Source organism: Candidatus Binataceae bacterium (assembly GCA_036495685.1).
In the GTDB taxonomy this organism is placed as follows: domain Bacteria; phylum Desulfobacterota; class Binatia; order Binatales; family Binataceae; genus JAFAHS01.
This window is the reverse complement of sequence record DASXMJ010000062.1, coordinates 1-7,726: the sequence shown is the minus strand read 5'-3', so window position 1 is coordinate 7,726 and position 7,726 is coordinate 1. Positions and strand designations below refer to the sequence as shown.

At 58.1% G+C, this 7,726-nt stretch carries 10 protein-coding genes; 8 read left to right on the top strand and 2 right to left on the bottom strand.

Going from position 1 to position 7,726, the window contains the following annotated elements; all coding sequences use genetic code 11:
* Nucleotides 1–429: NAD(P)-binding protein (locus VGI36_07125; protein ID HEY2484903.1), on the bottom strand; the 429-nt coding region annotated here is incomplete at its 3' end.
* 102 nt (nt 430–531) lie between these two features.
* Complete coding sequence (locus VGI36_07120) at nt 532–1,896, bottom strand: alpha/beta hydrolase domain-containing protein (protein ID HEY2484902.1); 1,365 nt, start codon at nt 1,894–1,896, stop codon at nt 532–534.
* A gap of 215 nt (nt 1,897–2,111) precedes the next feature.
* Between VGI36_07120 and VGI36_07115 the strand changes: the two genes are divergently transcribed.
* The 8 genes from VGI36_07115 to VGI36_07080 form a co-directional block, all read left to right on the top strand.
* The gene (locus tag VGI36_07115) at nt 2,112–2,777 is read left to right on the top strand and encodes a TetR family transcriptional regulator (GenBank protein HEY2484901.1); all 666 of its coding nucleotides are present in this window, start codon (nt 2,112–2,114) and stop codon (nt 2,775–2,777) included.
* A 130-nt stretch (nt 2,778–2,907) separates the two neighbouring features.
* Nucleotides 2,908–3,660: a glucose 1-dehydrogenase gene (locus tag VGI36_07110; GenBank protein HEY2484900.1), complete on the top strand. Its 753-nt coding sequence runs from the start codon at nt 2,908–2,910 to the stop codon at nt 3,658–3,660.
* A 101-nt stretch (nt 3,661–3,761) separates the two neighbouring features.
* Entirely contained in the window at nt 3,762–4,112 is a 351-nt protein-coding gene (locus tag VGI36_07105) for a hypothetical protein (protein ID HEY2484899.1), read from the top strand.
* A 60-nt stretch (nt 4,113–4,172) separates the two neighbouring features.
* Complete coding sequence (locus tag VGI36_07100) at nt 4,173–5,276, top strand: LLM class flavin-dependent oxidoreductase (protein HEY2484898.1); 1,104 nt, start codon at nt 4,173–4,175, stop codon at nt 5,274–5,276.
* A gap of 16 nt (nt 5,277–5,292) precedes the next feature.
* Entirely contained in the window at nt 5,293–5,904 is a 612-nt protein-coding gene (locus tag VGI36_07095; protein HEY2484897.1) for a hypothetical protein, read from the top strand.
* Nucleotides 5,855–6,484, top strand: a complete 630-nt coding sequence (locus tag VGI36_07090; GenBank protein ID HEY2484896.1) for an amidohydrolase family protein — start codon at nt 5,855–5,857, stop codon at nt 6,482–6,484. Before VGI36_07095 ends, VGI36_07090 begins: the two co-directional genes overlap by 50 nt.
* 240 nt (nt 6,485–6,724) lie before the next feature.
* A complete protein-coding gene (locus VGI36_07085; GenBank protein ID HEY2484895.1) occupies nt 6,725–6,850 on the top strand; it encodes a hypothetical protein in 126 nt (41 codons plus the stop codon).
* A 151-nt stretch (nt 6,851–7,001) separates the two neighbouring features.
* Nucleotides 7,002–7,726: hypothetical protein (locus VGI36_07080; GenBank protein HEY2484894.1), on the top strand; the 725-nt coding region annotated here is incomplete at its 3' end.

Below are 7,726 nucleotides of genomic sequence, written 5' to 3'. Positions count from 1 at the left end.
GGCGTAGGCGTACTTCTCCTTCGGCATGTACCCCAACTCTTCGATGAGCGGGAGGTAGATGTAAGACTCAACGTCGCACTGGCAGCCAGGATAGCGGTTCCAGTACCAGGTACCGCCAAAGTCTCCGCCGGCTTCGATAATTCGTATGCCTTCGACGCCTGCCTCTCGCAGCCGGGCGCCAGCCAGGAGGCCGCAAAAGCCGCCACCGATGATCGCGACCTCGACCTCGTCAGTCAGCGGCTCGCGAGTGAATCCGGGCTCTACGTAGGGATCGACTTCGGCGTACCGCGCAAATTTTCCCGCAGTATCGATATATTGCTTATTGCCATCCGGCCGCAGGCGCTTGTCGCGCTCTTGCTGATATTTCGCGCGCAGAGCTTCCGGATCGAAATCCAACCCGAGGTCCGCTTTCTGATCTGTCTTATCCATCTCGATACTCCTTAGTGCGCGTCTTCCGTGTCTTCTACCTTGAGAGTCAAAGAGGTTTCGAGCCGCTTGTAGCTCGTCTTTGAGTAGGGGGTTTTGGCTCAGTCAGTTTGGCATTGCGAAAGCCTTCGCGCGCTCGACGAAATCCTTCTCTGCGTTGGGCAGGATGACCCCGGCTTCGCGCGCCGCCTTCGCCGCTGCTGAGACTTTCGCCACATAAGCCTCATGGCTTGGGTAGAGTGCCTTAATTCTTTCGGGCTGGAACGGTTGCGTGGAACCCACGAGTGCCTCCAGTCCCGCGCCCGCGTTGTATCCGCTGTTGCTGCTGATCGGCACCTCCACGTCAGGTAAGCGCACGCCTCCTCTGGCAATGCCATGTCCGTCGCGTTCGATCGCGGGTGGATTTCCGGACACTGCAATCGGCGACTGGCTAGGCGGGGGTTCACCGCCCTCAACCCAGCGTTTGACGTGTACAAGCGCCGCGTCAGCCACGGGACTCCACATCACAACACTGGGACGGGCGCCCGCGAACTGATCCAGATAGACGCCGTCCCGCCTCGTCTTCTGATCCATAATTTCAGTCATCCCCTGGGGAGCGTGAGACGAGCCGGTGACTTCCCAGAATCGGAAGCGGTCGCTGTCCGGCTGGCGACAGGGAAAGCAGCCCATGGTCTCACTTTCTGAATTGACCAGCATCACGGGAACTTTGAGATCGTCGCGAATCCTCGTGAAGGGTCGCATCAGCTTCGCGATCTCTCCCGGAGGCATCGCAAAGATTTTGTTCGGGTTGAGTATCGTGTCGTCGAAACCGGAAGCCATTCCGCCAATGATCAACGGCATGAGCGCATCGAAGACGCGCTGTCCCGGCGCGATCGCGTTGATATAAGCGACGATGCGCGCACCTGATTGCGACGCCCCAGTGGCAATCAGGTTCCGCACCTCCAGACCGCCCATAAGATAGACGGCGCCGCGCTCCCTGTCCGGTCCCACGGCGCGTCCAGCCTGCGTGAAAATGTCGTATGAATATGAATCGCCCGGATGGAACAACGATCCGTAGCGCTCCGCGTCCCATGCGACCAGACCCATTGGCTGCTCTTCAAACCCATGAATGCCGACGAACTGTGCAGACACGGCGACATGGGCAAAGCCGTCGAAGATGCCCGGGAAATCAGCGATGATTAGTTCGTGACCGATGGTCACGTTCGACCACTCTACGATCACTGTTCCATTGAATTTGGCGGGATCCTTCGGCCGCTTTAACAGGATACGCGTTTTGAAGGGCGCTTCGCCCGCCACTTCAACGGCCCATTTGCCATCGCTGCCATGCTCACCGACGGGCTTATATCGTTTGGCAGTGCCCGCCAGGAAAAATTCCTCTTCGATATAGCCGCGTCGCGCAAGATCGCCGAAATAGCAGCTAAACGGCCAGCCGTGAGCGCCGCCGGAAACCGGTCCCGTGGTCGTACTCATTTTTGCGTCCTCCAATTGTTGCCGCCTCGTTAAAGACAGTGGCGTGAGCGATCTGTTCGCATCCGAAATCCGCGCATTGGAACGTCAGCTTCTCCAGCACCATCAAGCTTATGATCTGCACAGATGCAATTAAGATATTGAAGACAATTTGGCAATAGTGCTAAAACGGCCTTCGTGACTGGAGAGTCTCAACGAAGTGCCTCAAGGACGGATCGATGGCTGAAATGCCGCAGCGTCAACAAAAAGTGATCGTGCTCTCGCCGAGAGATCGACGGCGTACGAAGCTAGCGGCGGCTATAGAGCGGGTAGCGCTTTCGCTTTTCATCGAGCGGGGATTTAGCGCTGTTACGGTGGACGAGATCGCGGACGCGGCCGATATCTCGAAACGCACATTCTTTCGCTATTTCTCTAGCAAGGAAGACTTGCTGCTCGGCGATCGTCAGCGCTACGACGACAGTTTAGCCACTGCAGTCGCGAAGGAGCGACCTGGTCAGTCTGCAGTCGATATGCTGCGAAACATCATCGTTGAAATGAGTCGCGAGGTCGAAGCTGAAGCGGATCTCACGCGGCTTCGGCTGGAGCTATTTCGCAAATACCCCGAAACGATGAGCGGGGCCTTTGAGCAGCAAAGGGCTTGGAGTTCGACCCTGACGGCGGTTGTCGCCCAGCGTATGCGTATCAACGACTCCCGTGACATACGCCCTGCCCTGATGGTTGGCGTGATGGTATCAGCGGGGAACGCAGCATTGCAGACCTGGTTCGCGAGGGGCGCCAATCAACCCTTGCACGAACTCGTCGAGGGGGCGCTGGACCAGACCATCGCGGGCCTTGGGGAACTTGACCGGGTTCGCTCACGCGTCGCGCATCTTACAAAGAAATGAGCCGATTACCCGCGACCCGCTGGTTTGCTAAACACGCCGTACAGCAATATTGAGATCGCGCCGGCGCAGCCAGCCATTTGAAACGACTTTACCTAGGACTCAACTGGATAAGTTCTCACGGTGACTCACTATGGAACGGCTCAAAGGCAAAGTGGCGCTGATTTCGGGAGGTGCACGCGGTCAGGGCGCGGCCGAAGCCCGACTCTTCGTAGCCGAAGGCGCGCAAGTCGTGATCGGCGACGTTCTCGACGAAGAGTGCCGCCGGACCGCGGCTGACATTAACGCGACGACCCGAGCGACATCTGTCGTTGCAGTTCATCTCGACGTTACTCGGGCCGCCGATTGGCGTGCCGCCGTCGACACCTGCCAGCGCGATTTCGGCGGCTTGGACATCCTGGTCAACAATGCGGGCATCGCCAACGTCAAGGGCGTCGAGGAAACCTCCGAGGAGGAATGGGATTCCATCGTTAATATCAATCAGAAGGGCGTCTGGCTCGGGATGAAGTCTGCCGTTCCCGCGATGCGCCAGCGTGGCGGTGGCTCTGTCATCAACATCTCCTCCATCTATGGTCTTATCGGATCCTCTGGCTCGGCAGCCTACCACGGGACCAAGGGCGCGGTCCGCCTTCTCACCAAGTCCGCCGCGGTGCAATACGCCCCAGACAAAATCCGCGTTAATTCCGTCCATCCAGGAGTCATCTACACGCCGATGCTTGGTGTCGCTTCCGAGGAATACTTACAGCCGCTGTTTGACAAGACTCCGCTCAAACGTGGAGCTCAGCCCGAGGAAGTCGGATGGTGCGTAGTCTTCCTAGCCAGCGACGAAGCTTCCTTCGTGACTGGCGCGGAACTCGTGGTTGACGGCGGCTACACCGCCGCCTGACGAAGAGCTGCTAGAGGAGCACGGAACTCAAAGGCACCCGCGCTGGTTGCAAGCCTTGACATTTTTGACTCAGCCTGTGCAGAGGCTTGGTAGCAGATCCCATGAAAAACGGATTCAAAATTCTCGATGTCGATACGCATTTGCTCGATACGCATCTGAAGGGCCCCGACTATTTCTTCGAGAAGAATTTTGATGCGGAGGCGATACGCGGGAGTTGCCGCGCGTCCAGATTTCTGAACTTCTGGTTCGAGCAGAAAGGCTTTCGCGCGGCGGTCAATGCGTTGGGTGTTGATAACATCATGTTCGAGACCGACTTCCCGCATCCGACGTGCCTTTACCCCAACGCGCTTGATCATGCGGACCGCACGCTCGAGGGACTGAGTTTCGAGCGCAAAGTGCTCGGCGGTAAGCGTCAAGGGTGTACTCGATTCCAGTCTGAACCAACTAGGTGACGGGTTTTTGCCGAGCGCCGGTAGATTTAGTCGCGAAAATCGATTGTGGAGGATTTTACTATGAAGCTTGGAGCGTCGATCATTTTCCAGAATTACTTCCGCGCAGAGAAGCCTGATTGGCAAATATACGAGGAAGACCTCGCCCTCGCTGAGATGGTCGAGCCGTTGGGCTTCGATTCGCTTTGGGGCGTCGAACATCACTTCGCGCCATACACAATGCTCCCCGACGTGCTGCAGTTCTTGACCTTTATGGCCGGCCGTACGCGCCGAGTCGGTCTCGGCTCGATGGTCGTGGTATTGCCGTGGCACGATCCGGTCAGGGTCGCGGAGCAGATTGCGATGCTCGACATGTACTGTGGCGATCGCGAACTGACACTGGGCTTTGGCCGCGGGGCTGGACGAATAGAGTACGATGGTTTTCGGGTGCCGATGAGTGAGTCGCGCGAGCGTTTCAGTGAAGCTGCCGAGATCGTGCGCATGGCGCTCACGCAGGATCGTTTTTCATACCAGGGCAAGTATTACCAAATTCCCGAGATGAGTGTGCGGCCGCATCCGCGTCGTGCGAATCTGCCCGAGCGCTTTTACGGCGCAATCATTTCACCGGAAACCGGCGACATCATGGCCCGGCAAGGGCTGGGCATGCTGGTGATTCCGCAAAAGCCGTGGACCGAGCACAAAAAAGATTTCGATCATTTCAAGGAATCGTGCGCCAAGTTCGGGCATCAACCGAAGCGACCAGTGGTGTCGACCTTTATGTATTGCGCCGAGACCGAGCGCGAGGCGAATGAGGGCGCCCAGCAATGGATCGGCAACTACTCGGACACTGCCGTTAGACACTACGAATATGACGAGCCGGAACATTTCCGTGGCGCGAAGGGCTACGAGTTTCACGCCGTAATCGCTGACGCGAACAAAAAGAGCACGTCATCATTCCGCGACACGTTCCTCAAGACTCAGGTCTACGGCACGCCGGAGAAATGTATCGAAACCCTTCGCACAATTGCCCAGACGATGGACGCGGCGGAGTTTGTCGGCTTCTTCAAGTACGGCGGAATGCCGCTCGAAGTGGCGCAACGCAGTATGAAGCTGTTCGCGACTGAGGTGCTGCCGCATATCCAGCGTGGCAGCACGCGCGAACCGCACAACGCAGCCGCCGGCCGTTAAGAGCGAAGGTGCGATCATGAGTGGTTATAGCATTATCGATGCCGATACTCATGTGACCGAGACTCCCGACGTGTGGACCAGCCGGGCGCCGGCCAGCATGCGCGACCGGGTTCCGCGCATCGAGACCAGCAGCCGAGGTACTCAGCGATGGGTGCTCGGTGAAAATCGGGGCTTCCTTGCGAGTCCAGGAATGACGGCGACTGCTGGCCGCGGCAGCTTCAAGAATCCGCCCCGGAGCTACGAGGAGATGCATCCCGGAGCTTATGATCCCAAAGCACGGCTTCATTACATGGACGAGATGGGCATCTGGGCGATGGTGATGTACCCGAACGTCGGCGGCTTCGGCGCTCAGCATTTCTTGAAGCTTAACGATCCCGAGCTGATGCTCGCCTGCGTGCAAATCTATAACGACTGGCAAACCGAATGGGCATCGGCGGATTCGCGCCGCCTGCTTCCGATAACCTCTATTCCCTTCTGGGACGTCGAGGCGGCCGCCAAAGAGGTGCGCCGATGCGCTGCGATGGGCCATCGCGGAATTCTCTTCACCGGAGAGCCGCAATATTTCGGCCAGCCGCTGCTTGGCGATCCTCATTGGAATCCGTTTGTGGCAAATCGCGTGCGAATTTGATCTACCGATCAGTTTTCACGTTGGCTCCGGCGATATGACCGAGGGATTGCTCAAGAATCGTGTCTCGTCATACGGGTTGGCGCCCGCCTTCACCGCGCTGGCTATCGATATTCTGCTCCAAAACGGCCGACAGGTGAGCGATCTGATCATGTCCGGTGTGCTGAATCGCTATCCCGCGATCAAATTCGTATCGGTCGAGAGCGGTATCGGATGGATTCCGTTCATGCTTGAGGCGATGGACTACCAGTTCGAGGGTAACGCCGTGCGCGAGGAACGTCCGGAGTTCAACTTGCTGCCATCGGAGTACTTCGCGCGTAACCTTTACGCCTGTTACTGGTTCGAGCAGGTCGCGCCACGCCGCCTAATCGACAAGATCGGAGCGGATAATGTGATGTTCGAAACCGATTTTCCGCATCCAACCTCGCTTTACGGTGATGAGGTGCATGCTCGCGTCCAAAGCGGACTTGCGGATCGCGAGGAGTCGATCCGCCGCAAGATCCTGTGGGACAACGCGCAGAAGCTGTACAAAGTTGCAGGCCCTTCGGCAGCAGATGAAGCTAAGCGCGCCACATCCGCCTAGGGGACTTACCAATCAGAAGACGTCAGCAGCCATACCGGCGTGACTGTCCGGTCGTTCCGAGACACGTCCGGGTGGTCGTGCTTAATTTCGCCGCATAGCGGCGATGTCGCGATGATCCATGGATGCTTGCATGGTGGATATCGCAAAGATCGCGGCCGGCTTCGGTCATTAGCTTGCGCAGCGTCTCGTTCCGGTTATCTTTGGCGGCGAGAGCATGCCGGCGCTGAGGAGAGTCGCGCGGTGGGCGACGGATGGTTCGGCGTTACGACATTGGCCGTGCGCGAATTTGTGCCCTTCGTGCGCCTGCCCCGCGACGACCGCATGATTCCCAAAGTGCTCGGAGATCTCGCGCGTCAAATGGGTTGAGCCAGCGGCGAAGCTTGGCTAGTTAAGGATTACATCTTGGGCGAGATACTCGGACTGAGCACCGCGGAAATCAACGCGTTGCAAATGCATAAGGCGCTCGAATGAACGATCGCGGAAGTCGGCACGTAGTTCGAGCAGCGAGGGGAACGTCATGGCGCAAAATGGCAGCCGGTACACCGGACCTTCGATCAACGTAGCCGCCGGATGGCAATGCACACGAGTCACTCCGCCCAGCGCGCTGTTCGGCGCGAACGGAATGAGAATCGGGCCCGATGGCAAACTGTACGTCGCTCAGGCATTCGGCAGTCAGATAAGTGCAGTCGATATCGTGAGCGGCATGGTCACGGTTGTCAGTCCGCAAGGCGGACCGATCGTGGCGCCCGACGATCTTGCATTCGATTCGAAGGGCACGCTCTACGCGACCGAAGTTATGAGCGAGCGAGTCTGCGCGCGCTCCCCGAACGGTGAGGTTCGGATCATCGCGGATGGAGTGGTGGGCGCCAATGGCGTAACAATTCATCAGGACCGCATCTTTATGGATGAATGCCGTCCGGGCGGGCGGATGTGGGAGCTATTCGCCGACGGACGTTCGCCGCACATGATCGCGGATAATCTTCCGCTGCCCAACGCGCTGCAACTCGGTCCCGACGGTAACATCTACTTTCCCCTGCTTGGTGCAAATGAGATTTGGCGAATACCGGTCGCGGGAGGGCGTCCCGAACCGTTCATCAAGGATCTAGGGCTTCCTACCGCGGTCAAAATCAACAGCAAGGGACAAATCATCAGCACGCAGGGCCGCACCGGCGAAGTTCTCAAGATCGACATTCAGAGCGCCAGCAAGCAGGTTCTCGCGAAAGTACGTCCGGGGCTCGATAA

Coding starts and splice junctions, on each gene's coding strand:
- VGI36_07095 (HEY2484897.1), top strand. CDS start 5,293: ATGAGTGGTTATAGCATTATCGATGCCGATACTCATGTGACCGAGACT.
- VGI36_07110 (HEY2484900.1), top strand. CDS start 2,908: ATGGAACGGCTCAAAGGCAAAGTGGCGCTGATTTCGGGAGGTGCACGC.
- VGI36_07105 (HEY2484899.1), top strand. CDS start 3,762: ATGAAAAACGGATTCAAAATTCTCGATGTCGATACGCATTTGCTCGAT.
- VGI36_07115 (HEY2484901.1), top strand. CDS start 2,112: ATGGCTGAAATGCCGCAGCGTCAACAAAAAGTGATCGTGCTCTCGCCG.
- VGI36_07100 (HEY2484898.1), top strand. CDS start 4,173: ATGAAGCTTGGAGCGTCGATCATTTTCCAGAATTACTTCCGCGCAGAG.
- VGI36_07120 (HEY2484902.1), bottom strand. CDS start 1,896: ATGAGTACGACCACGGGACCGGTTTCCGGCGGCGCTCACGGCTGGCCG.